General features: G+C 71.0%; 22 protein-coding genes. 18 read left to right on the top strand and 4 right to left on the bottom strand.

Features of this window, described 5'->3' with window-relative positions; translation table 11 throughout:
* Positions 1-12: 12 nt before the first annotated feature.
* Positions 13-1,005: a COX15/CtaA family protein gene (locus tag IG98_RS0102765; RefSeq protein ID WP_030904903.1), complete on the bottom strand. Its 993-nt coding sequence runs from the start codon at positions 1,003-1,005 to the stop codon at positions 13-15.
* A 275-nt stretch (positions 1,006-1,280) separates the two neighbouring features.
* On the opposite strand from IG98_RS0102765, the gene IG98_RS0102760 reads away from it, so the two are divergent.
* From IG98_RS0102760 to IG98_RS0102710, 11 genes are all read left to right on the top strand, one after another.
* Positions 1,281-2,444 (top strand): NAD(P)/FAD-dependent oxidoreductase, encoded by a 1,164-nt coding sequence (locus tag IG98_RS0102760; protein ID WP_030904900.1) that lies wholly within the window; start codon positions 1,281-1,283, stop codon positions 2,442-2,444.
* 13 nt (positions 2,445-2,457) lie between these two features.
* Positions 2,458-2,775 (top strand): (2Fe-2S)-binding protein, encoded by a 318-nt coding sequence (locus IG98_RS0102755; protein WP_030904897.1) that lies wholly within the window; start codon positions 2,458-2,460, stop codon positions 2,773-2,775.
* A 7-nt stretch (positions 2,776-2,782) separates the two neighbouring features.
* Complete coding sequence (locus tag IG98_RS0102750) at positions 2,783-4,177, top strand: FAD/NAD(P)-dependent oxidoreductase (RefSeq protein ID WP_037969217.1); 1,395 nt, start codon at positions 2,783-2,785, stop codon at positions 4,175-4,177.
* Positions 4,178-4,240: 63 nt separating this feature from the next.
* Complete coding sequence (locus tag IG98_RS0102745) at positions 4,241-5,134, top strand: dihydrodipicolinate synthase family protein (RefSeq protein WP_030904892.1); 894 nt, start codon at positions 4,241-4,243, stop codon at positions 5,132-5,134.
* 36 nt (positions 5,135-5,170) lie between these two features.
* Positions 5,171-6,172, top strand: coding sequence for a proline racemase family protein (locus IG98_RS0102740; RefSeq protein ID WP_030904890.1), 1,002 nt, complete (start codon positions 5,171-5,173; stop codon positions 6,170-6,172).
* Positions 6,173-6,445: 273 nt separating this feature from the next.
* Entirely contained in the window at positions 6,446-7,621 is a 1,176-nt protein-coding gene (locus IG98_RS0102735; protein ID WP_030904887.1) for a branched-chain amino acid ABC transporter substrate-binding protein, read from the top strand.
* The gene (locus IG98_RS0102730) at positions 7,618-8,511 is read left to right on the top strand and encodes a branched-chain amino acid ABC transporter permease (protein ID WP_030904884.1); all 894 of its coding nucleotides are present in this window, start codon (positions 7,618-7,620) and stop codon (positions 8,509-8,511) included. Before IG98_RS0102735 ends, IG98_RS0102730 begins: the two co-directional genes overlap by 4 nt.
* Entirely contained in the window at positions 8,508-9,470 is a 963-nt protein-coding gene (locus IG98_RS0102725; protein WP_030904881.1) for a branched-chain amino acid ABC transporter permease, read from the top strand. Before IG98_RS0102730 ends, IG98_RS0102725 begins: the two co-directional genes overlap by 4 nt.
* Complete coding sequence (locus IG98_RS0102720; protein WP_169750051.1) at positions 9,467-10,348, top strand: ABC transporter ATP-binding protein; 882 nt, start codon at positions 9,467-9,469, stop codon at positions 10,346-10,348. The genes IG98_RS0102725 and IG98_RS0102720 overlap by 4 nt, the downstream gene beginning before the upstream one ends.
* Positions 10,341-11,048, top strand: coding sequence for an ABC transporter ATP-binding protein (locus IG98_RS0102715; RefSeq protein WP_030904876.1), 708 nt, complete (start codon positions 10,341-10,343; stop codon positions 11,046-11,048). The genes IG98_RS0102720 and IG98_RS0102715 overlap by 8 nt, the downstream gene beginning before the upstream one ends.
* A 141-nt stretch (positions 11,049-11,189) precedes the next feature.
* Positions 11,190-11,882 carry a GntR family transcriptional regulator gene (locus IG98_RS0102710; protein ID WP_030904873.1) on the top strand — a complete coding sequence of 231 codons (693 nt, stop codon included), beginning with the start codon at positions 11,190-11,192 and terminating at the stop codon, positions 11,880-11,882.
* Positions 11,883-11,891: 9 nt separating this feature from the next.
* Here the strand turns inward: IG98_RS0102710 and IG98_RS0102705 are convergent, their stop codons facing one another.
* The 3 genes from IG98_RS0102705 to IG98_RS0102695 form a co-directional block, all read right to left on the bottom strand.
* Complete coding sequence (locus tag IG98_RS0102705) at positions 11,892-12,794, bottom strand: EamA family transporter (RefSeq protein ID WP_030904871.1); 903 nt, start codon at positions 12,792-12,794, stop codon at positions 11,892-11,894.
* 144 nt (positions 12,795-12,938) lie between these two features.
* Positions 12,939-13,748, bottom strand: coding sequence for an ABC transporter permease (locus IG98_RS0102700; protein ID WP_051751409.1), 810 nt, complete (start codon positions 13,746-13,748; stop codon positions 12,939-12,941).
* Between the two features lie 29 nt (positions 13,749-13,777).
* Entirely contained in the window at positions 13,778-14,686 is a 909-nt protein-coding gene (locus tag IG98_RS0102695; RefSeq protein ID WP_030904865.1) for an ABC transporter ATP-binding protein, read from the bottom strand.
* A 246-nt stretch (positions 14,687-14,932) separates the two neighbouring features.
* Between IG98_RS0102695 and IG98_RS0102690 the strand changes: the two genes are divergently transcribed.
* The 7 genes from IG98_RS0102690 to IG98_RS0102660 all read left to right on the top strand — a co-directional run bounded on the left by IG98_RS0102690 (position 14,933) and on the right by IG98_RS0102660 (position 21,943).
* Positions 14,933-16,165, top strand: coding sequence for a multidrug effflux MFS transporter (locus IG98_RS0102690; protein WP_030904862.1), 1,233 nt, complete (start codon positions 14,933-14,935; stop codon positions 16,163-16,165).
* A gap of 104 nt (positions 16,166-16,269) precedes the next feature.
* Entirely contained in the window at positions 16,270-17,061 is a 792-nt protein-coding gene (locus IG98_RS0102685; protein WP_084195096.1) for a helix-turn-helix transcriptional regulator, read from the top strand.
* Positions 17,058-18,470, top strand: coding sequence for a Fe-S cluster assembly protein SufB (gene sufB, locus IG98_RS0102680; RefSeq protein WP_030904856.1), 1,413 nt, complete (start codon positions 17,058-17,060; stop codon positions 18,468-18,470). The genes IG98_RS0102685 and sufB overlap by 4 nt, the downstream gene beginning before the upstream one ends.
* Positions 18,470-19,591 (top strand): Fe-S cluster assembly protein SufD, encoded by a 1,122-nt coding sequence (gene sufD, locus IG98_RS0102675; RefSeq protein WP_030904853.1) that lies wholly within the window; start codon positions 18,470-18,472, stop codon positions 19,589-19,591. Before sufB ends, sufD begins: the two co-directional genes overlap by 1 nt.
* Positions 19,588-19,905: a Rieske (2Fe-2S) protein gene (locus IG98_RS0102670; protein WP_030904850.1), complete on the top strand. Its 318-nt coding sequence runs from the start codon at positions 19,588-19,590 to the stop codon at positions 19,903-19,905. Before sufD ends, IG98_RS0102670 begins: the two co-directional genes overlap by 4 nt.
* Positions 19,906-19,907: 2 nt before the next feature.
* The gene (sufC, locus tag IG98_RS0102665) at positions 19,908-20,681 is read left to right on the top strand and encodes a Fe-S cluster assembly ATPase SufC (protein WP_030904847.1); all 774 of its coding nucleotides are present in this window, start codon (positions 19,908-19,910) and stop codon (positions 20,679-20,681) included.
* On the top strand, positions 20,681-21,943 hold the full coding sequence (locus IG98_RS0102660; protein ID WP_030904845.1) for a cysteine desulfurase: 1,263 nt from the start codon (positions 20,681-20,683) through the stop codon (positions 21,941-21,943). The genes sufC and IG98_RS0102660 overlap by 1 nt, the downstream gene beginning before the upstream one ends.
* Positions 21,944-22,018 lie beyond the last annotated feature (75 nt).

Genomic DNA, 22,018 nt, shown 5'->3' with positions numbered 1-22,018 from the left:
CGGAGCCGGCGGTCAGGCCGGGACCCGGTCGAGTTCGTCCGCGCCCTCGGTGGCCGTCGCGCCCGCCGGGCCGCGCGAGCGCATCGTGAACACCACCCGCAGCGCACAGACCCAGACCAGGGCCGAGCCGAGCACGTGCAGGTTGACCAGGGCCGCGGGCACGCCCAGGAAGTACTGGACGTATCCGATCCCGCCCTGTGCCGCCTCCACGCCGAGCAGTGTCCAGGCGGCCCGCCGGGCGTGCCCGGGCGCGTCGGTGATGTGCAGCGCGAACGCCAGCGCGAAGGTGAGGCCGACCACCACGTAGGCGACGTCGGCGTGGATCCTCGCCACGGTCTCGATGTCGAAGTCGAACCGGGAGGCCATCGCGTCCCCGGAGTGCGGCCCGGTACCGGTCACCACCACGCCCACGACGAGCAGGACGAACACGGCGGCGGTGAGCACGAAACCGAGCGTGCGGACGTGCTGGTTGACCAGGCGTCGCGGCGGGCCCGCGCCCTCGCCGGCCCGGGCGTACAGCGCGTACGCCGCGGCGATCATGCCGATGGAGACCAGGAAGTGCACGCTCACGGTGACCGGGTTGAGCGCGGTGCGCACGACCAAGCCGCCCCAGAGTCCCTGCACGGCCACACCGATCGGCTGCAGCCAGGCCAGCCTGACCAGATCGGGGCGGCGGGGCAGCAGCCGCAGGGCGGCGAGCAGGCAGGCCAGGCCGATGGCCAGCACCAGGAAGGTCAGCAGCCGGTTGCCGAACTCGATCGCCATGTTGATCGGCGAGATGTCGTCGTGGGCCACCGGGATGAAGCTGTCCGGCGTACACCTGGGCCAGGTGGGGCAGCCCAGGCCGGAGCCGGTGACCCGCACCGCGGCACCCGTCACCGTGATCCCGACGTTGACCGCCACCGACGCCAGCGCCCAGCGGCGCAGGGTGCGGAAGGTCGGCGGCCCCACGATCCAGGTCAGTTTCGCGGTCTGCAGACGGGTCTGGTCAAGGAGGTGCTTCACGCTCACATGCTAGGCGGCGAGGAGGGCGGTCCCGTCGTGGACCCCTGACGCCGGGACCGGTACGGGGGCTTTCGCCCCGGTCCTCCGGCACCTCCCGGAACCTCGGGCAGCGGGTCGCCTCCGGTGTGGGACATCCCACCTCGGACGGCGTGCCTGGCGGGTCCACGGGTAGGGGTGGGCTGAGCCGGTGGCACCTCCGTGGCGTCCGGTCCGGTGCATTGATCCATCGAAAGGTATGTGACATATTACTGGCGAGCCTGGAAGCGAGGTGAGTCATGCCGGACGTGGTGGTCGTCGGCGCCGGAGTTGTCGGCGCCGCCTGCGCCTACTACGCCGCCCGCGCGGGGCTGGACGTGCTGGTCGTCGACCGGGGGGCGGTGGCGGGCGGCACCACGGGCGCGGGCGAGGGCAACGTGCTGGTCTCCGACAAGGGGCCGGGCCCCGAACTCGACCTGGCGCTGCTCTCCAACCGGCTCTGGCGTGACCTGGCCGCCGACGGGCCCGATGGCGGGCCCGATGGCGGTTTCGAGTTCGAGGCCAAGGGCGGCCTGGTGGTCGCCGAGACGGACGAGGTGCTTGAGGCGCTCACCGGCCTGGCGGGTGAGCAGGGCGTCGAGTGCGTCGCCGTCGCCGCCGGAGAGCTCGGTGACTACGAGCCCCACCTGGCGAAAGGGCTCGCCGGCGGCGTGTTCTACCCGCACGACGCCCAGGTGCAGCCGATGCTGGCGGCGGCCAGGCTCATCCGGCGGGGCGCGGAACGGTTCGGGCACGGCGCCCTGATGCTGCGCACAGGTGTCACGGTGACCGGCTTCCTGCGCGACGGCGACCGGGTCACCGGCGTCACCACCTCCTGCGGCGACATCCTCGCCGGAGCCGTCGTCAACGCCGCGGGCACCTGGGGCGGCGAGATCGCCGCGCTGGCCGGGGTGCGCGTGCCCATCCTGCCCAGGCGCGGTTTCATCCTGGTCACCGAGCCGCTCGCCGGGCCGCTCATCAGGCACAAGGTCTACACCGCCGGCTACGTCACCGCGGTGGCCAGCGACTCGGAGGGGCTGGAGACCTCCGCCGTCGTGGAGAGCACCCCGTCGGGGCCGGTGCTCATCGGCGCCAGCCGCGAGCGGGTCGGCTTCGACCGCACGATCTCCGTTCCGGTGCTCGAACGCCTCGCCCGCCAGGCCGTCGAACTGTTCCCCGCCCTGGCGGCGTACCGGGTGATCCGGGCCTACTGCGGTTTCCGTCCCTACTGTCCCGACCATCTGCCGGTGATCGGCGAGGATCCCCGGGTCCCCGGGCTCTACCACGCCTGCGGCCACGAGGGCGCGGGCATCGGCCTGGCCCCGGCCACCGGCCATCTGATCGCCCGGCTCCTGGCAGGCCTCGACCCCGACCTGGACCTCGCCCCCTTCAGCCCGGACCGTTTCCCACAGGAGGCGTCATGACGCCAGGTGCCCGATGAGCGGGCCGTACCGCCTGGTGCGGGCACGGCCCGAGCCGGAGTTCGAGATCAGCGTGGACGGCGCCCCCGTCGCGGTGGTCCCCGGCCAGAGCGTCGGCGCCGCCATGCACGGTGCGGGCATCCGATCGTGGCGCACCACCAGGTTCGGCGGGCGTCCACGAGGGTTGTACTGCGGCATCGGGGTCTGTTTCGACTGCCTGGTCACGGTGAACGGGGTTCCCTCCCTGCGTGCCTGCCTGACCGAGGCCCGCCCAGGAGACCTGGTCACCACCGGAGAGGCTCCGGCGCCTTCCGGCGCCGGAGGAGAGCGGTGAGCGGCCGATGACACGGATCCACGACCTGGCCGTCGTCGGCGCGGGTCCCGCCGGGGTCGCGGGCGCGCTCACCGCCGCCCTGGCCGGGCTGGACGTCGTGCTGGTCGACGGGGCCGGACGACCGGGCGGCCAGTACTTCCGGCGCCCTGCCGAGGGGTTCCACGCCGCCAGGCCCGGCGCGCTCCACCACGGCCTCGACAGGTTCACCCGCCAGTGGGAGGCGCTCCGCGAGCGCGCCGAGGTGCTGCTGAGCACACGGGTCTGGGCCGTCGAGCGCGCGGACGGGGCGATCACCGTGCGCTGCCTGGAGGGAGACCGCGAGGAACGGCCCCGTACGGTGACCGCGCGCGGGCTGCTGGTCGCCACCGGTGCCCACGACAGGCCGCTGCCGTTCCCCGGCTGGGACCTGCCGGGCGTGCTCACCGCGGGCGGTGCGCAGGCGCTGCTCAAGGGTGATCTGGTCGTCGCGGGCCGCCGGGTCGTGGTCGCGGGTACCGGCCCCTTCCTGCTCCCGGTCGCCGCGGGCCTGGCGGACGCGGGGGCCCAGGTGCTCGGCGTGCACGAGGCCAACCGCAGGTTCGGGCTCGCCAGGCATCCACTGCTCGCCGCCGGCCGGGCGGCGGAGGCCCTCGGGTACGCGGCGCGTCTGGCCCGCCACCGGGTTCCCTACAGTGGCCGCGAGGCGGTGATCGCCGCGCACGGTGAGACCGCGCTGACCCACGTCACCGTGGCGAGCCTGGACGCCGCCTGGCGGCCGCTCTCGACGAGAACCGTCGAGTGCGACACCCTCGCCTGCGGCTACGGTTTCGTCCCCCAGCTCGACCTGCCCCTCCAGTTGGACTGCGCCACCCGCCGCGACCCCGACGGGGGCCCGGTCGTCGCGGTGGACGCGGGCATGCGCACCAGCGTGCCCGGCGTCTACGCGGCAGGGGAGGCCACCGGTGTCGGCGGGGCCGCGCTCGCCGAGGTGGAGGGCCGGATCGCGGGCCGGGCCGCGGCCGCCGACCTGGGCCGCCCCACACCGCCCGACCCCGCCCTGTCCCGGCGCAGGGACCGGCTCGCCGCCTTCGCGCGAGCCCTGCAGGGCGCCTACCCGCTACGGCCGGGCTGGCAGGACTGGCTCCGCGACGACACGCTGGTGTGCCGCTGTGAGGAGGTGCCCCTGTCGGCGGTACGCGAGGCCCAGGCCATGGGCGCCGTCGACGCGCGCTCGGTCAAGCTGCTGGCACGCCCGGGGATGGGATGGTGCCAGGGCCGGATGTGCGGCTACGCGGTCGCCTGCCTCGTCGGTGAGGATCCCGCGCCGCCCCGGCGCCCGATCGCCCAGCCCGTCAGGCTCGGTGACCTCGCCGCGCGGGCCCGGCCCGCTCCGGACGGGCGGAAAACCTCCTCGGAAGGTTGACATCCTCCCTCTCTGATTTCTCCTCGTCCCAAGGCGAGGGTCCCCCCGACTCAAGGAGAACCGATGACGACCCGGGTGAAACCCTGGCACGGCGTGACGGTGGCCACCGCGCTGCCCCTGCGCGCGGACCTTTCGGTCGATCTGGACGGCTACGCCGAACACTGCCGGTGGCTGGTCGCCTCCGGCTGTGACGGTGTCGTGCCGAACGGGTCGCTGGGGGAGTACCAGACGCTGAGCTCCCGGGAGCGGGCCTCGGTGGTGGAGAGCGCGGTCGCGGCCGTCGGCGGCGACCGCGTCATGCCGGGCGTCGCGGCCTACGGCGCCCTGGAGGCCCGCCGCTGGGCCGAGCAGGCCGGTGAGGCCGGGTGCCGCGCGGTGATGCTGCTCCCGCCGAACGCCTACCGCGCCGACGACAGGACGGTGCTGGAGCACTACCGCGAGGTGGCCAGGGCCGGTCTGCCGGTGGTGGCCTACAACAACCCCTTCGACACCCGGGTCGACCTCACCCCACGCCTGCTGGCCACCCTGCACTCCGAGGGCCTGATCGCGGGCGTCAAGGAGTTCAGCGGCGACGTCCGCCGGATCTACGAGATCGCCGAACTGGCCCCGGGGCTGGACGTGCTGGCCGGGGCCGACGACGTGCTGCTCGAACTGGTCACCGCCGGAGCGGTCGGCTGGGTGGCCGGCTTCCCCAACGCGTTGCCCGCCTCGACGGTCGCCCTCTACCGGGCGGCCGCCGCCGGGGACACGGCCACCGCGCTGCCGCTCTACCGCGCGCTGCACCCGCTGCTCCGGTGGGACTCCAAACCGGTGTTCGTGCAGGCCATCAAGCTCTCCATGGGTCTCGCCGGACGTTACGGCGGCCCGTGCCGCCCACCCAGGCTCGGGCTCCCCGGCGAGCAGGAGGCCGCAGTCCGCGCGGCCACCGAGAAGGCCCTGGCCGAGGGCCTGCGGTAGGCCGGTCCCGTTTTCCCTTTCTCACGAGGAGAGTCGATGAGGACGAAGAAGGTCTTCCACGCGGTGGACTCCCACACCGAGGGCATGCCCACCCGGGTGATCACCGGGGGAGTGGGGGTCATCCCCGGCGTGACCATGGCCGAGCGGCGCGAGCACTTCCTGGCCGAGATGGACCACCTGCGGACCCTGCTCATGTACGAGCCCCGCGGCCACTCGGCGATGAGCGGGGCCATCCTGCAGCCGCCCACCCGGCCCGACGCCGACTACGGCGTGCTCTACATCGAGGTGTCGGGCTGCCTGCCCATGTGCGGGCACGGCACCATCGGTGTCGCCACGGTCCTCGTCGAGACCGGGATGGTGGAGGTCGTCGAGCCGGTCACCACCATCAGGCTGGACACCCCGGCCGGGCTGGTCGTCGCCGAGGTCAGGGTCGAGGACGGGGCCGCCACCGAGGTGACCGTCACCAACGTGCCCTCCTTCAGCGCGGGGCTGGACCGCGTGGTCAAGGTGCCCGGAATCGGCGAGGTCGCCTACGACCTCGCCTACGGCGGCAACTACTACGCGATCCTGCCGATCGAGTCCGTGGGCCTGCCGTTCGAACGCTCGCACGGCCAGCGGATCCTCGACGCGGGGCTGGCCGTCATGGGGGCGATCAACGAGCAGGACGAGCCGGTGCATCCGCTGGCCCCCGGTATCAGGGGCTGCCATCACGTGCAGTTCACGGCCCCGGGCTCCGACGCCAGGCACTCCCGGCACGCGATGGCGATCCATCCCGGCTGGTTCGACCGCTCGCCCTGCGGCACCGGCACCAGTGCCAGGATGGCCCAGTTGCACGCCAGGGGCGAGCTCCCGATGGACACCGATTTCGTGAACGAGTCGTTCATCGGCACCCGGTTCGTCGGACGGCTCGTCGGGGAGACGGAGGTGGCGGGCCTGCCCGCGGTGGTCCCCGCCATCACCGGGCGGGCGTGGGTCACCGGCACCGCCCAGTACTTCCTCGACCCCCGCGACCCGTTCCCCGCGGGTTTCCTCATCTGACCCGCCACCCCGCCGACCTGCTGACATCCGGGTTGACCGGGGTCTGACCCGCCGTTCTCCGGCCGGTCGGTCCCGGTCGTCCCACGGTCGGCCGCACCCGCTCTGAACAGCAAAGACGTCGCCGTCCCCGGCTCCGGCGGCGACCCGTGTCCCGGTGGGTCGCAGCTTGCGGAAGAAGCGATGTCCTAACGCTAACGATCTTGTTTCGGGTCTTGACGTGTCCTTCTACGTGCACGTGCAATGTCACACATCGCCAGATGTGAGGAGCAGCACATGCGTGCCATCCCCCTGAAATCCTTCGCGTCGCTGGCCGTTCTCAGCCTCCTGGTCACCGGGTGTGGCCAGGGACTGCTCGGTGGTGGTGACGGTGCCGGGCAGACCGCGGCCGGGAAGGACGAGCCGATCGTCCTCGGCATGCTGATCCCGCAGTCGGGCAGTGAGGCCGCCATCGGTCCCTACATGAGCAACGCGGCGCAGCTCGCGATCGACGAGATCAACGCCAAGGGCGGCGTGCTCGGCCGCACGCTGGAACTGAAGACCGCCGACGACGCCTGTGACGCCCAGTCGGCCGCCGCCGGCGCCAACAAGCTGGTCACCGAGGGAATCGACGTCTCGGTGGGCGGCTACTGCTCCGGCGCGACGCTCCCCACCCTGCCGATCTTCGGCAAGGCCGGCATTCCCATGATCATTCCGGCTGCCAACTCCCAGGAGTTGGTCGACCAGAAGCTCAAGCACGTCTTCCTGATCAACGGCACCGGCTCCCAGCAGGCCGCGGCCGCGGAGAAGTGGATCACTAAGCAGGGTTCCAAGAGCGTCGCGCTGATGCACGACAACACCAGCTACTCCAAGGACATCGCGCTGCGCACCCAAAACCTGCTGGAGGCACCCGGCGGGGCCGAGGCCGCGATCATCGAGGCGGTCACCCCGAAGGAGAGCGACTACAGCGCCAACATCACCAACGTGCTGGCCAAGAAGCCCGACTTCGTCTACTGGACCGGTTACTTCCAGGAGGGCGGCCTGATCGCGCGCCAGCTCCGGCAGGCCGGGTACAAGGGCTCCATCATGGTCGGCGACGGCTCGGTCTCTCCCAAGCTGGTCGAGATCGCCGGAGCCGAGGCCGCCGAGGGCCTCTACGCCACGATGACCCAGACCCCCGACACCCTGGAGGGCGCCGAGGGCTGGATCGACGCCTACAAGAAGAAGTACGGCGCCGAGCCGGGCCCGTACTCCAACCAGGCCTACGACGCGGTCCGGCTGGCCGCGGAGGCGGTCACCAAGGCGGGCGGCACCGACGGAACCAAGGTCATCGCGGCGCTTGAGGCGATCGACGGCTTCCCGATGTTCTCCGGGCCGCTGAAGTTCACCCCCGAACACACCCTGGCCAACGGAGGCTTCCAGATCCTCGTCGTCAAGAGCGACAAATTCGCCCTGCAGGACTCCCTGAAGTGACGCAACTCATCTGGAACGGGCTGTTCGTCGGCTCGTTCTACGCCCTGGTGGCCCTGGGTTACAGCATGGTCTACGGGATCATCAAGCTGCTCAACTTCGCCCACGGCGACCTGTACATGCTCGGCGCGTTCGCCGGCTTCGCCATCCTCGGCGCGGTCGGCGGCGTGTCCTCCGCCATGGCCCTGCCACTGCTGCTCGCGGTGCTCCTGGCGACCATGGTCGTCACCGGCCTGGCCGGGGTGACGCTGGAGCGGATCGCCTACCGGCCGCTACGCCGCGCCCCGCGGCTGTCCCTGCTGATCACCGCCGTGGGCGCCTCCTTCGCCCTGGAGTACGGGATGCGCGCGGTGGCCGGGGCCGACCCCCGGGTCTACCCGGTGCGGCTGGGCGGTACCTCGTTCGAGGTCCTCGGCGCCAGGATCACCCCACAGCAACTCGTCCTGATCGGCGTGGCGGTGCTGCTGATGGCAGGGCTCAACCTGCTGGTCACCCGAACCCGCGAGGGCAGGGCCATGCGGGCCATCGCACTGGATCCGCGTACCAGCGCGCTGATGGGCATCGACGTCAACGCGGTGATCTCCCGTGCCTTCTTCGTCGGCTCGGCCCTGGCGGGGGCCGCGGGCGTGATGGCGGGGGCCTACTACGGGAAGATCGACTTCATGATGGGCTTCCTGATCGGCCTCAAGGCGTTCACGGCGGCGGTCATCGGCGGCATCGGCAACATCCCCGGCACCATGCTCGGCGGACTGCTCCTCGGGCTGCTGGAGTCGTTCGGCACATTCTGGCTGGGCGGCGAGTGGCGGGACGTGTTCGCCTTCGGGGTGCTGATCCTGTTCCTGACGGTACGGCCCACCGGCCTGCTCGGTGAGCGTGTGACGGAGCGGGTGTGAGCGCGACCAAGGTCCGCCGTCTCGGTACGGACTCACCGCCCAGCAGGGCCTCGAAGCTGCTGCAGAACCGCTGGGCCGGGCTCGCGGGGCTGCTGGTCGCGCTGCTGGCCCCCTTCGTCGACGCCACGCCGTACGCGCTGTCGGTCATGACCAGCGCGGCCATCGCGGTGATGCTCGCCGCCGGGCTGAACATCGTGGTCGGCTACTGCGGCCTGCTCGACCTGGGCTACGTCGCCTTCTTCGCGGTCGGCGCCTACACCAGCGGGGTGCTGGCCACCCGACTGGAGTTGCCGCTGCTCGCCACGGTGCCCGCCGTGATCGTGGTCACGGTCGTCGCCGGGATCGTCATCGGCGCGCCGACGCTGCGGCTGCGCAGTGACTACCTCGCCATCGTGACGCTCGGCTTCGGGGAGATCATCCGGATCACCGCCAACAACCTGGACGTCACCGGCGGCCCCTCGGGCATCTACGGCATCCCGCACCTGGTCGAAGGTCCGGTGGCCTTCTACTACCTCACCGTGGTCGTCGTCTCGCTGGCCGTCCTCGGCGCGGCCAGGCTGGGCCGCTCCCGCCTGGGCCGGGCCTGGCGCTTCGTCCGCGAGGACGAGGACGCGGCCGAGGCGATGGGCGTGCACACCTACCGGGTCAAGCTCGCCGCCTACGTGGCGGGGGCGGTCTGGGGCGGCCTGGCCGGGGTGCTGTTCGCCGCGCACCTGTCGGCCATCTCACCGGGCAGCTTCACCTTCCTGTCGTCGGCTCTGGTGTTGATGGCCGTGGTCCTCGGCGGCATGGGTTCCACGCCCGGCGTCGTCGTCGGGGCCGTCGTGATCAGCGTCCTGCCGGAGATCCTGCGCGACCTCGCCGACTACCGGTTCTTCCTCTTCGGCGTCCTGCTCATCGCCTTCATGCTGCTGCGCCCCCAGGGGCTCTGGCCGGCTCGTTCCAAGGAGGTTCCTTGAGCCTGCTGAGTGTGGACGACCTGCGCCTGTCCTTCGGCGGGCTGGTGGCCATCGACGGACTGTCGTTCTCGGTGGGCGAGGCGGAGATCGTCTCCGTGATCGGGCCCAACGGGGCGGGCAAGACGTCGGCCTTCAACTGCGTCACCGGCTTCTACCGGCCCACCTCGGGCCGGATCACCCTGCGTGGAAGGGACCTGCCCGGACTGCGGCCCTCGGCCATCGCGGGCCTGGGCGTCGCGCGGACCTTCCAGAACCTGCGCCTGTTCGGCGAGCTGTCGGTCCTGGACAACGTGCGCGCCGGATCGCACCTGTGGTTGCGCCAGAGTGTCCTGGACGCCCTGCTGCACACCCCGCGCTACCGGCGCTCCGAGCGCGAGTGCACCGAGCAGGCACACCACTGGCTGGACTTCGTCGGCCTGCGCGGCGACCGGTACGGGCAGGCCAGAGCCCTGCCCTACGGCGAGCAGCGCCGCACCGAGATCGCCCGCGCCCTGGCCCGCCGGCCCGACCTGCTGCTGCTCGACGAGCCCGCGGCCGGGCTCAACCACGGCGAGAAGGCCGAGATGCTCGACCTGATCCGGCGCATCCAGGCGCTCGGCGTGGCGATCGTGCTCATCGAGCACGACATGGGGCTGGTCATGGAGGTCTCCGAGCGCGTGGTCGTGCTCAACTTCGGCAGGGAGATCGCCGACGGCCGCCCCGAGGACGTCCGGCGCGACCCGGCGGTCATCGAGGCATACCTCGGCGGCGACCCCGCCGTCCTGGAGGAGAGCGCACCGGAGGAGACCGTGCTGGAGGAACAGACCGCGGGGCAGGACAGCGCGGGGAAGGGTGACTCGGCGAAAGCGGACTCGGCCGGGGGCGACGCACATGCTTGACATCGACGGGCTGGACGTCCACTACGGCGGCGTGCACGCCCTGCGCGGCCTGTCCCTCGGTGTCGCCGAGGGGGAGATCGTCGCCCTGCTGGGCAACAACGGCGCGGGCAAGACCACCACGCTGGCCGCGGTCTCGGGGCTGCTGCGCCCCAGCGGCGGCAGGGTGCTCTTCGACGGCCACGAGATCACCGGCCGGAAGCCGCACAGGATCACCGCCCGCGGCCTGGTGCACGTCCCCGAGGGCCGCAGGATCTTCAGCACGCTCAGCGTCCACGAGAATCTCCAGCTGGGCGGCTACCTGGTCCGCGACCAGGCGGAGATCCGCAGGCGGATCGAGCAGGTGTACGAGTTGCTGCCCCGCCTGGCCGAGCGGCGCGCCCAGCAGGGGGGCACGCTGTCGGGCGGCGAGCAGCAGATGCTCGCGATCGGCAGGGCGCTGGTCACCGGGCCCCGGCTGCTGCTGCTGGACGAGCCGTCCATGGGCCTGGCGCCGCTGGTCGTCGCCTCGGTGATGAAACTCATCGCGGGCATCAACGCCGAGGGAACCTCGGTGCTGCTCGTCGAGCAGAACGCCGTCGCCGCCCTCGGGATCGCCCACCGTGGTTACGTGATCGAGAACGGCGAGTGCGTCCTCGACGGACCCGCCGCCGAGCTCCGCCGGGACCCCCGGGTGGTCGAGGCCTACCTCGGCGGGAGCTGAGGAAGGCGGGCCCGCCGCCGGTGCCACGCCCTCCTGATGAGGGCACCGGGTGTTCGGGAGCACGCGTATGGCCTGGGAGGATGTGAAGGTGGCGGGCTCGGCCCACCGGGTGTGGACACGAGCGACACGAGAGGTTTGGGGATGGCTCCTAGGGCGGACGGCCGGCCGGACCTGCCGGCTGTGCGTGAGCGGCAGAGCCTGCGGGAGCAGGTGGCACACGCGCTCAGAGCGGCACTGATCACCGGTGAGATGAGACCCGGCATGGTCTACTCCGCCCCGGCCCTCGCCGCCCAGTTCGGCGTCTCGGCGACCCCGGTGCGCGAGGCGATGCTCGACCTGGCCAAGGAGGGCCTGGTAGAGGCGGTGCGCAACAAGGGCTTCCGGGTCACCGAGCTGTCCGAGCGCGACCTGGACGAGTTGACCGAGCTCCGCAGGCTGATCGAGGTGCCCACGGTGTCACAACTGGCCGGCAAACCGGCCGGCGCCGTGGGCGCGCCGAGCTTCGAGGCGCTCCGCCCACAGGCCCGGGCGATCGTCGACGCGGCCGAGCGCGGTGACCTGCTCGGTTACGTCGACGCCGACATCCGCTTCCACCTGGACCTGCTCGCCCTGGCGGGCAACTCCCACCTCGTGGAGGTGGTCCGCGACCTGCGCAACCGGGCCCGCCTGTACGGCCTGTCCGCTCTGCACCAAAGGGGGGTCCTGGTCGACTCCGCCCGCGAGCACCTCACGCTGCTCGACCTGCTCTCGGCGGGAGACGTGAGCGGTACCGAGCGGCTGATGCGCGAGCACATCCGGCACGTACGCGGCATCTGGGCCAGCCGCCCCGAGTAGCGGCGCGGGTCAGCGCGAGCCGCGGGTGGCGCCGACGCTGGCGATGACCACGCAGCCGATGGCGGCCCACTCGCGTACCTGGAGCACCTCGCCCAGTACCAGCAGGCCGACCAGCGCGGCCGCCGCGGGCTCCAGGCTCATCAGGATGCCGAAGACCCGCTTGGGCATCCTGCGCAGCGCCTCCAGCTCTATCGAGTAGGGGATGACCGACGACAGCAGGCCCACCCCGACACCGATCAGCAGCAGTTCGGGCCGGAGCAGGTCGGCGCCGCCCGAGGTGATCCCGAAGGGGGCGATCAGCACGAAGGAGATGATCATCGCCAGGGAGAGGCCGGTGGCCCCGGGGAAGCGCCGGCCGACCGAGGCCGCCAGCAGGATGTAGCCGGCCCAGCAGGCCCCCGCGACCAGGGCGAAGGCGATTCCGGCCCAGCTGATCCTGGAGGTCGAGGCGCCCCACGGGGCCAGCAGCACCACGCCGGAGGCGGCGAGCACGACCCAGAGCAGGTCGAGGCGGCGGCGCGAGGCCGCCACCGCGACACCGAGCGGCCCGAGGAACTCGATCGCCACCGCGATGCCCATGGGCAGCCGGGCCAGCGCCTCGTAGAACGACAGGTTCATCAGGCCAAGCGTCAGGCCGAAGGCCGCGCCCGCCGCGAGGTCCGCCCGGGTCAGTCCCTTCAGCCGGGGCCTGGCGATCACTCCCATGATCAGCGCACCCGTCGCGATCCGCAGGAACACCACCGCGCTCGGTGGCAGCTGGGCGAACAGGTCCTTGGCGAAACCCGCGCCCACCTGCACCGACAGGATGGCCAGCAGCACCAGCCCGGAGGGCGGGATGGCGTCGGAGGCGGTCCTCAGCAGCGCTCCCGGTCTGCGGGGCCCGGCGGGCCCGGGCAGGGCTTCGGCGGTCACGACACTCCTTGTGCCAGGTGCAAAATAGTTAATGGCACCTTACTTGTCGGGGGTCCTGTTTTCAGTGACGTCCGCGATGCGAGACGGGCTCGGGAAAGAGGACGGCCGCCATGGGGCGGGCCACCACGAACCGGAGAGGTCGCGTCACTCCCAGCGGAAGGTTCGCGAGGTCAGGAAGAGCGACACCGCGGCCCATGCGGCGAGCACCGCCAGCGCGGCGAGAGGCGGTCCCGCCCCCTCGCTCAGGACCGCGCGGAGTCCTCCGCTCAGCGCGGAGATCGGCAGCGACTCCAGCACCGGCCGTACCGACTCGGGGAACCTGGTCAGCGGGAAGGCGATCCCGCCGCAGGCGAGCAGGACCAGGTAGACGAGGTTCGCCGCGGCGAGCGTGGCCTCGGCGCGCAGCGTGCCGGCCATCAGCAGGCCGAGTCCGCTGAACGCGGCGGTGCCGAGCACGACCAGCAGCAGCACCGCGAGCGGCGAGCCCGCCGGGTGCCAGCCCAGGGCGAGCGCCACCCCGCAGATGACCGTGACCTGGATGACCTCCACGGCGATCACCGCGAGCGTCTTGGCCAGCATCAGCCCGGTCCGCGACAGCGGGGTCGCGCCCAGCCGCTTCAGCACGCCGTAGCGGCGTTCGAAGCCCGTCGCGATGGCCTGTCCGGTGAAGGCGGTGGACATCACGGCCAGCGCGAGCACTCCGGGGGCCATGAAGTCGATGCGGGAACCGCCGTCCACGTCGATGATCGGGGTGACCGAGAGGCCGACGAGCAGCAGCACCGGGATGATCATGGTGAGCAGCAGCTGCTCGCCGTTGCGGAGCATCGCCTGGATCTCCGCGCCCGTCTGGGCCGCCACCATCCGGTGCAGCGGCGCGGCTCCGGGGGCCGGGGTGAGGTCCAGGGTGGTCAAGCGGCTCTCCTGTGGTCTGGCTCGGGCCGCGCCCGGATCCATGTGTGGTGAAGGGGTGGGTGCCGGGCGCGTCACCGGAGCTCGCGCCCGGTCAGCTCCAGGAAGACGTCTTCCAGGGTACGCCGCTCGATGCTGAGGTCGTCGGTGCTCACCCCCTCGGCGGCGCACCAGGTCGTCACGGTGGCCAGCAGGCCGGGCGCGACCTGACCCTCGATGATGTAGTGCCCGGCCGGTGACTCCTTGGCCGAGCTGCCGGCGGGCAGCGCGGCGAGCAGCTCGTCCAGGCAGAGCCCGGGGCGGGCACGGAAGCGCAGCTGACGCTCGGCACCGGTGAGGGAGGAGGGGGTGCCCTCGGCGACCACCCGGCCGCGGTCGATGATCACGATCTGGTCGGAGAGCTTCTCCGCCTCGTCCATGTGGTGGGTGGTGAGCACCACCGAGACCCCGCTCGCGCGCAGATCGCGCACCAGCTCCCAGCAGGCGTGCCTGGCCTGTGGGTCCAGGCCCGCGGTCGGCTCGTCGAGAAAGACCAGCTCGGGACGGCCGATGACCGCTCCGGCCAGCGACACGCGCTGCTGCTGGCCGCCGGAGAGCCTCCGGTACGGGGTGCGGGCGTGCTCGGTCAGCCCCAGCCGGTCCAGCAGCGCCGCGGGATCGAGCGGGTGGGCGTGGAAGCGGGCCATCAGCCGCAGCCACTGCCCACAGCGGGTCGCCGGGGGAACGCCGCCCGCCTGGAGCATCACCCCGACCCTGGCCCGCAGCTCCGGCCTGGACGGATCGAGCCCGAGCACCTTCACCTCGCCGCCGTCGGCCCGGCGGAATCCCTCGCAGATCTCCAGCGTGGAGGTCTTGCCGGCCCCGTTGGGGCCCAGCACGGCGGTGACCGCGCCTCGGGCGGCGTTGAAGGTCAGGCCGTCGATAGCGGTCGTTCCGCCGTATCTCTTGACCAGGTCGACGATCTCGACGGCTGGGGATTCCATGGCCACGAGTTTAGGGACCGCGGCCGACGGTCACGCTCCCGGACCACACGTCCGGGCCGCTCCATACCGGCCGGGAGTTCCGGTCATGAGGCGCAGGGTGCTCCCAAAAGGCTTTTGCTGGTCAGTGCTTTGACGCTCTTTCTAGGAAATTTCCTAATCCTAGGAATTCGGATGACCTGTTGATGGTTGGGACGCTTCGGCCCCTGTGGGCCCATCGTGGCCTGCGATCAAAAGGGGAGTACGGGTATGACCGCGGTCGTCGGCGAGTCGGACGTGGTGCCGGGCACGCGCCGCAGGCTGTTACTGATCATCCTGGGCGCGCTCTCCGCGATCGGCCCCCTGTCGATCGACATGTACCTGCCGGCCTTCCCCGCCATCGCCGCCGACCTGGACGCCGGGCAGGCGCAGGTGCAGCTCACCCTCACCGCCTGCCTCATCGGTGTCTCCGTCGGACAGGTCGTCGCCGGCCCGCTCAGCGACATACGCGGCCGGCGGGGGCCGCTGCTGTTCGGCATCCTCGCCTACGCCGTCGCCTCGCTGCTGTGCGCCTTCTCGCCCTCGGCGTACGGGCTGGTCGGGTTCCGCCTGCTCCAGGGCATCGCGGGCGGTGCCGCGCTGGTGATCGTCCGCGCGGTCGTCCGGGACCTGTACGAGGGGGCGGCCATCGCCCGCATCTTCGCCACCCTCATGCTGGTGACCGGTCTCGCGCCGATCCTGGCCCCGCTCGCGGGCGCGCAGCTGCTCAACCACACCTCCTGGCGGGGCGTCTTCGTCGCGCTGAGCGTCGCAGGCCTGCTGCTGCTGGCCGCCGCGCTGTCCGGGGTGCGCGAGACGCTCCCCGCGGACCAGCGTGAGGGCGGGGGGCTGCGGCACACCCTCGTCACCTTCCGGCACCTGCTCGGCGATCGGTCCTTCATGGCCCCCGCCCTGGCCGGAGGGCTGGGCTTCGCGGGCATGTTCGCCTACATCTCCGGATCGCCCTTCGTGCTCCAGGAGGTCTACGACACCTCGGCGCAGACCTTTTCCCTGGTGTTCGGGCTGAACGCGCTGGGGCTGACCGTTACCGCGCAGATCGGCGGGCGCCTCGCGGGGCGCCGGGTCGACCCGGCCCGGCTGATTCTGATCGGGCTGTTGACGAGCGTGGCCGGAGCAGCGACGCTGCTCGTCACGGCGCTGCTCCGGCTGCCCCTGCCGGTGCTGGTCGCGGCGCTGTTCGTGATGATGTGCGGTGCGGGCTTCGTCATGCCCGGCAGCGCCGCGCTCGCCCTGGCCGGCCAGCCCCCGCAGGTCGCCGGGAGTGCCGCCGCCCTGACAGGCGTGCTGCAGTTCGCGCTCGGCGCGCTCGCCGCACCGCTGGTGGGTCTGGGGGGTGAGGGCTCCGCGCTGCCGATGGCCGTCGTGCTGGCCGGTTTCACCCTCGTCTCGCTCCTGGCCTTCACCGGGCTGCGAAGGGGCGCGCGGAATGTTTTCGCAGGTTAGCTAAGCCTTACCTGAGTGACAAATCGCATTTGAGGCGACTGAACATTGGTTTGTAACTCGGGAAGCAATTACGGCACACTGATGTTGTGAAATACGTGACCGGGATGCAGGGCACCGAGGGAGCCGCCATCGTGCGGCCCTCCGCCGTGTCCGCCGAGCGCAGCACGCGAGCGCGTGTCGCCCGGCTCATCCTGGAGCACGGACCCGTCACCGCCGCCGCTCTCGGCGAGCGGCTGGGTCTCACCCCCGCCGCGGTCCGCAGACACCTGGACGCACTGCTGGCCGAGGGAATGGCCGAGGCGCGCACCGCCAGGCCACGGGGCCAGCGCGGGCGCGGCCGGCCCGCCAAGCTGTTCGCCATAACGGACGCCGGCCGGAGCGCCTTCGAGCACGCCTACGACGGTCTCGCCGGGAGCGCGCTGCGTTTCCTGGCCGAGCGCGTGGGCGAGGAGGCCGTCGCGGAGTTCGCCCGATCACAGGTGGCCGGCCTGGTCGCCCGCCTGCGGCCGGAGATGCGCGAGGTCCCCGCGGACCAGCGGGTGCGCGTCCTGGCCGAGGCGCTGTCGGCCGACGGCTACGCCGCCTCGGCGAGCAGGGCCAGCCTCGGTGGTGAACAGCTGTGCCAGCACCACTGCCCGGTGGCGCACGTGGCCGCGGAGTTCCCGCAGCTGTGCGAGGCCGAGACGGAGGCGTTCGCGCGCATTCTCGACACTCCTGTGCAGCGGCTCGCGACCATCGCCCACGGCGACGGCGTGTGCACCACGCACGTGAGTCCCCACCGGGATTCCGGGCCGGGCGCGAGGGAGCGCGCGACGAACGTCTCGGCATCCACGCCGGTGCCATCACCAGCAACCCACGAAACGATCGACATATCGAGCAAGGAGACCGGAAGGTGACTGTCACCGACCGCCCGGAGCTGGAAGGCCTCGGGAATTACAAGTTCGGCTGGGCCGACTCGGACGCCGCGGGAGCGACGGCTCGACGCGGCCTGTCCGAAGAGGTCGTCCGCAATATCTCCGCGCTGAAGAACGAGCCGGAGTGGATGCTGGACCTTCGCCTGAAGGGGCTGCGCCTGTTCGGCAAGAAGCCCATGCCGAACTGGGGCTCCGACCTCAGCGGGATCGACTTCGACAACATCAAGTACTTCGTGCGCTCGACCGAGAAGCAGGCCGCCTCATGGGAGGACCTGCCCGACGACATCAAGAACACCTACGACAAGCTCGGCATCCCCGAGGCGGAGAAGCAGCGCCTGGTCGCCGGCGTCGCCGCCCAGTACGAGTCCGAGGTGGTCTACCACAAGATCCGTGAGGACCTTGAGGAGAAGGGTGTCATCTTCGTCGACACCGACACCGCCCTCAAGGAGCACGAGGAGATCTTCAAGGAGTACTTCGGGACCGTGATCCCCGTCGGCGACAACAAGTTCGCCGCGCTGAACACGGCGACCTGGAGCGGCGGCAGCTTCATCTACGTGCCGCCGAACGTCAACGTGGAGATCCCGCTCCAGGCCTACTTCCGGATCAACACCGAGAACATGGGCCAGTTCGAGCGGACCCTGATCATCGTGGACGAGAACTCCTACGTCCACTACGTCGAGGGCTGCACCGCGCCGATCTACTCCTCGGACTCGCTGCACAGCGCGGTCGTGGAGATCATCGTGAAGAAGGGCGCGCGCTGCCGCTACACGACCATCCAGAACTGGTCGAACAACGTCTACAACCTGGTCACCAAGCGCGCCGTGGCGTACGAGGGCGCGACCATGGAGTGGGTCGACGGCAACATCGGTTCCAAGGTCACCATGAAGTACCCGGCCGTCTACCTGATGGGCGAGCACGCCAAGGGCGAGACCCTCAGCGTCGCCTTCGCCGGTGAGGGCCAGCACCAGGACGCCGGTTCCAAGATGGTGCACCTCGCACCGAACACCAGCTCCTCGGTGATCTCCAAGTCCGTCGCCAGGGGCGGCGGCCGCACCTCCTACCGCGGTCTGGTCCAGATCGAGGAGGGCGCGTACGGCAGTGCCAGCACCGTCAAGTGCGACGCGCTGCTCGTCGACCAGATCAGCCGCTCCGACACCTACCCCTACGTGGACGTGCGCGAGGACGACGTCTCCATGGGGCACGAGGCCACCGTCTCCAAGGTCTCCGACGACCAGCTCTTCTACCTGATGAGCCGCGGCATGGGCGAGGACGAGGCCATGGCGATGATCGTGCGGGGCTTCGTCGAGCCGATCGCCCGCGAGCTCCCGATGGAGTACGCCCTGGAGCTGAACCGCCTGATCGAACTGCAGATGGAAGGAGCCGTCGGCTGATGGGTCTCGACACCGCCAAACCCCTGTCGACGCTCCACGAGAAGGCCTCGTACGACGTGGCGGACTTCGCGGTCCCGACCGGCCGGGAGGAGGAGTGGCGCTTCACCCCGCTCTCCCGGCTCAAGGGCCTGCACGAGGGCGTCGCGGCCTCCGCGAACGTGGTCGTGCACGTCGACGCCGCCCCCGAGGTCACCGTGGAGACCGTCGGCCGTGACGACGCGCGGCTCGGCCGGGCCTACGTGCCCGCCGACCGGGTCAGCGCCCAGGCCTACGCCTCCTTCGAGAAGGCCACCGTGATCACGGTGGCGCGCGAGGCCGTCGCCTCCACCCCGACCGTGGTCACCCTCACCGGGTCCGGCCGGGGCGCCGCCTACGGCCACACGGTCGTGAAGCTGGAGCCGATGGCCGAGGCCGTGGTCGTCCTCGACCACCAGGGCAGCGCGCTCTACGCCGACAACGTCGAGTTCGTCGTGGGCGAGGGCGCCACGCTCAAGGTCATCAGCCTGCAGGACTGGGCGGACGACGCCGTGCACGTCTCCCACCACCACGCCCTGCTCGCCAAGGACGCGACCTTCCGCAGCTTCGTGGTCACCCTCGGAGGCGACCTGGTCCGGCTCTCCCCGTCGGTCTCCTACTCCGGCCCCGGCGGCGACGCCGAGCTGAACGGCCTCTACTTCGTCGACGCCGGCCAGCACCTGGAGCACCGCCTGCTCGTCGACCACTCCCGGCCCGACTGTCGGAGCAACGTCGACTACCGCGGCGCGCTGCAGGGTCAGGACGCCCACGCGGTCTGGATCGGCGACGTCATCATCCGGGTCGAGGCCGAGGGCACCGACACCTACGAGCTCAACCGCAACCTGCTGCTCACCGACGGCGCTCGCGCCGACTCGGTGCCCAACCTGGAGATCCTCACCGGAGAGGTCACCGGTGCCGGCCACGCCAGCACCTCCGGCCGCCTCGACGACGAGCACCTCTTCTACCTGCAGGCCCGCGGGATCCCCTACGAGGACGCGCGTCGCCTCGTCATCAGGGGCTTCTTCGCGCAACTGGTGGAGAAGATCGAGGTCTCCGAGCTTCGCGAGCGGGTGCTCGCCCGGGTCGAGGCGGAGCTTGAGAAGTGACGTTCGAGAAGGTCTGCAAGCTCGCCGACATCCCCGACGAGGGCGTGATCGGCGTCGAGGTGGGTGAGACCCCCGTCGCCCTGGTCCGCCGGGGCGATGAGGTCTACGCGCTGCACGACGTGTGCTCCCACGCGGAGGTGAAACTCAGCGAGGGCGAGGTCTACGACGGCACCCTGGAGTGCTGGCTGCACGGTTCGTGCTTCGACCTGCGTTCGGGCAAGCCCACCGGTCCGCCCGCCATCAAGCCCGTCCCCGTCTACCGAGTCAAGATCGACGGCGATGACGTCCTCGTCTCGCTCTCGAAGGAGTCATAAAAGTGTCTGACACGAGCCGAGTTCCCTCGGGTTCCACCCTGGAGATCCGCGACCTGCACGTCAACGTCGCCGACAAGGAGATCCTGCGCGGCGTCAACCTGACCGTGCGGGCCGGCGAGACCCACGCCATCATGGGCCCCAACGGCTCGGGCAAGTCCACGCTCGCGTACGCGATCGCGGGTCACCCCAAGTACACGGTCACCGGTGGCCAGGTCCTGCTCGACGGGGTCGACCTGCTGGAGCTGACCGTCGACGAGCGCGCCCGCGCCGGGCTGTTCCTCGCCATGCAGTACCCGGTCGAGGTCCCCGGGGTCAGCGTCTCCAACTTCCTGCGCACCGCGGTCACCTCCGTCCGCGGTGAGGCCCCCAAGCTCCGCCAGTTCGCCAAGGACCTCAAGTCCGGCATGGACGCCCTGTCGATCGACGCTGCCTTCGCCCAGCGCAATGTCAACGAGGGCTTCTCCGGCGGTGAGAAGAAGCGCCACGAGATCCTCCAGCTGGAGCTGCTCAAGCCGAAGATCGCGGTTCTCGACGAGACCGACTCCGGCCTCGACGTCGACGCGCTGCGCGTGGTCTCCGAGGGGATCAACCGCTTCCGTTCGAACGGCGAGACCGGTGTGCTGCTCATCACCCACTACACCCGCATCCTGCGTTATGTGAAGCCGGACTTCGTCCACGTCTTCTCCGCGGGGCGGATCGTGGAGCAGGGCGGCCCCGAGCTCGCCGAGCGGCTCGAGAACGAGGGTTACGAGGCATACACGAAGGCGTCGGCCTGATGGTGGACACCGGCCTTGACGTGGAGAGGATCAGGAAGGACTTCCCGGTCCTCTCCCGAGAGCTTCCCGGCGGCAGGCCGCTGATCTATCTCGACTCGGGCAACTCCGCGCAGAAGCCGACCCAGGTGGTCGAGGCGATGCGCGAGCACATGGCGATGCACTACGCCAACGTCGGCCGCGCCATGCACGCGCTGGGCGCCGAGTCCACCGAGGCGTACGAGAACGCCAGGGACAAGGTCGCCGCCTTCGTCGGCGCGCCCGACCGCGACGAGATCGTCTTCACCAAGAACGCCTCCGAGGCGCTCAACCTGGTGGCGTACGCCTTCGGCAACCCCATCGGTGAGGACCCGCGCTTCCGCCTCGGCCCCGGAGACGAGATCGTCATCTCCGAGATGGAGCACCACTCCAACATCGTGCCGTGGCAGATGCTCGCGCAGCGCACGGGTGCGACGTTGCGCTGGTTCTCCGTCACCGACTCCGGCCGCCTGGACCTGTCGAACCTCGACGAGCTCGTCACCGAGCGCACGAAGATCGTCTCGATCGTGCACCAGTCGAACGTGCTGGGCACGGTCAACCCGGTCGCCCCGGTGCTCGCCAGGGTCCGCGAGGTCGGCGCGCTGATGATGCTCGACGCCTCGCAGTCGGTGCCCCACCAGCAGGTGGACGTGGCCGCGCTGGGCGTCGACTTCCTGGCCTTCACCGGCCACAAGGTCGTCGGCCCCTCGGGGATCGGCGTGCTGTGGGCCCGTGCGGAACTGCTGGAGGCCATGCCGCCGTTCCTGGGCGGCGGTGAGATGATCGAGGCGGTCTGGATGGACCGCTCGACCTACGCGCCCGCGCCGCACAAGTTCGAGGCGGGTACGCCGCCGATCGTCGAGGCGGTCGGCCTCGGTGTCGCGGTCGACTACCTGTCCGAGATCGGGATGGACGCCGTCGTCCGGCACGAGCACGAGCTCACCGCCTACACGCTCGGTGCGCTGGGAGAGATCCCGGGCCTGAAGGTGATCGGCCCGCTGGACCTCGCCGACCGCGGCGGCACCGTCTCGTTCACGCTGGAGGGGATTCACCCGCACGACGTCGGGCAGATCCTGGATGACAACTTCGGCGTGGCGGTGCGGGTGGGGCACCACTGCGCCCGTCCGCTCCATCTGCGATTCGGAATTCCCGCGACCACGCGGGCGTCCTTCTACCTGTACAACACAACGGCCGAGATCGACGCTCTGGTCCGCGGCCTCCACCACGTGCGGAAGGTGTTCGCCTAGCCATGCCCGAGCAGTCGAGCCGGCGGGCGAGCGAATGGCGGGCGCCACACGCCCACGGCACGGCGCCCGGCGACG

The organism is Streptosporangium amethystogenes (assembly GCF_000721075.1).
GTDB lineage: Bacteria > Actinomycetota > Actinomycetes > Streptosporangiales > Streptosporangiaceae > Streptosporangium > Streptosporangium amethystogenes.
Note: the sequence above shows the minus strand (reverse complement) of the source record. Positions and strands in the feature narration are given on the sequence as shown.